The following is a 1,643-nucleotide window of genomic DNA, read 5'->3' as shown; positions in this document are numbered from 1 at the left end:
GGGGATGGAGGCGGGTGAACTTGGCCGTGGCGTGCATGAAGGCAGGGCCTCCGGTGCAGCACGAGGGTTGCGAAGCCAACTCGTGACCCAGGAGGCCCTGTTGACGCAGTTCTATGCTGTTTCGCCGGTCGCATTCAACTCGTCCGCCCCGTCGTGTGATTGCCTCGCTCACCGGTTCGGGAACGCGGCCGACCGTCCGAACAGGATGCGCAGGTATCCGTCGGACATAACGGACGAGCAGTGGGCGGTGGTCCGCGAGGCGCTGCCCGTCCCCGCGTGGCTGGAGGGCCGGGGCGGGCAGCCCGAGGGTTACTGCCACCGGCAGATGTTGGATGCGGTCTTCTATGTCACCGACAACGGGATCAAGTGGCGGGCGCTGCCTGCCGACTTCCCGCCCTGGGACCGGGTGTATGCCTATTTCCGCAGGTGGCGGGACCAGGGCCTGGCCCGGGAGTTCCACGACCGGCTGCGCGGCAAGGTCCGCGAGAGCGAGGGCCGCAGTGCAGAGCCGACGGCGGCGATCATCGACTCGCAGTCCGTCAAGGCAGCCGCCTGCGTGCCGGCCGCGACGCGCGGCTATGACGGCGGGAAGAAGATCAACGGCAGGCGCCGGCACGTCATCACCGACAGCCTCGGCCTGTTGCTGATGGTCTTGGTGACCGCCGGAAACGTAACCGACCGCCAGGCCGCCTACACCCTGCTGCCCCAACTGCGATCCCGGTTCAGGAAGATCACCCTCGTGTGGGCGGACGGCGGCTATGCCGGCCGCCTCGTTTCCTTCGCCCGGCGGACCCTGCAGCTCACCGTGCAGATCGTCCGGCGCCGTGACGACATGGCCGGGTTCGTGGTGCTGCCGCGTCGCTGGGTGGTGGAAAGAACTCTGGGGTGGCTGATGCGCTCGCGGCGCCTGGTGCGGGACTTCGAGACCCTGCCCGCCTCCAGCGAGACGTTCATCTACTTCTCGCTGGCCATGCTCATGAGCCGCCGCCTGGCCCGCCGGGCCGTGATGCCGCCGGCACAGCAGTCGCGGTGGACTGCCGCGGCATGAACCGGCCCGTCGCCGCCCTGGTCAGCCAGCCCCGCTCGGCGAGCCGTCGCGCCTTCGAGCGCACTCCCTCGATTTTCGCCGGGACCATCTCCAGTCCCAGACGGTCGGCGATCTCTCCCGCCGAGATCCCCTCACTGCCCACCACATCCGACTGCACCAGCTCGACAATCCGCCGGTAGTCCACCGCGAGCGTGTCCACCAACGCCCCCGGGTGCCAGTGCGCCACGACCGATCCCGCGACCGGCGTCTTCCTCCTGGCCGTCGGCTCCGTCCCAGCCACCGCGGCCGGGGCAACCGGCGCATCCGCCGGAGCAGCCAGAGCCTCGGCGAGCTCCATCCGGGCAATCACCCGACGCTCCAACACCGCTTCCGCCGAGGCGAGTTCAGCAAGAATCCGCTCCGCTTCCGCGCGAACCTCCTCCATCCGCACCCGAGCAGCCGCCTCCCGCTCCTCCAGCAACCCCATCACCGACGTCACCGGGCACCTCCGCATCGTCGAGGACCAACCGATCGTCCCGACCCTGCACAGACGACAGCGAGACCATGCCTGACCAGCGGGAACTCAACGATCACATTCGGTACGACAACGGCTTCT

The 1,643-nt window shown here is 69.0% G+C and carries 2 protein-coding genes; one reads left to right on the top strand and one right to left on the bottom strand.

Annotated features, from left to right (window positions below; genetic code table 11):
* The first annotated feature begins 205 nt into the window (after positions 1 to 205).
* On the top strand, positions 206 to 1,048 hold the full coding sequence (locus ACIO3O_RS42705; RefSeq protein WP_401756443.1) for an IS5 family transposase: 843 nt from the start codon (positions 206 to 208) through the stop codon (positions 1,046 to 1,048).
* Here ACIO3O_RS42705 and ACIO3O_RS42700 read toward each other — a convergent pair.
* Positions 975 to 1,526 (bottom strand): hypothetical protein, encoded by a 552-nt coding sequence (locus tag ACIO3O_RS42700; RefSeq protein ID WP_401756440.1) that lies wholly within the window; start codon positions 1,524 to 1,526, stop codon positions 975 to 977. The genes ACIO3O_RS42705 and ACIO3O_RS42700 overlap by 74 nt on opposite strands.
* Positions 1,527 to 1,643: the final 117 nt, after the last annotated feature.

The sequence above is a fragment of the Streptomyces sp. NPDC087440 genome (genome assembly GCF_044744005.1).
In the GTDB taxonomy this organism is placed as follows: Bacteria; Actinomycetota; Actinomycetes; order Streptomycetales; family Streptomycetaceae; genus Streptomyces.
The sequence above is the reverse complement of the archived record's forward strand: the minus strand, read 5'-3'. Positions and strand labels throughout refer to the sequence as shown.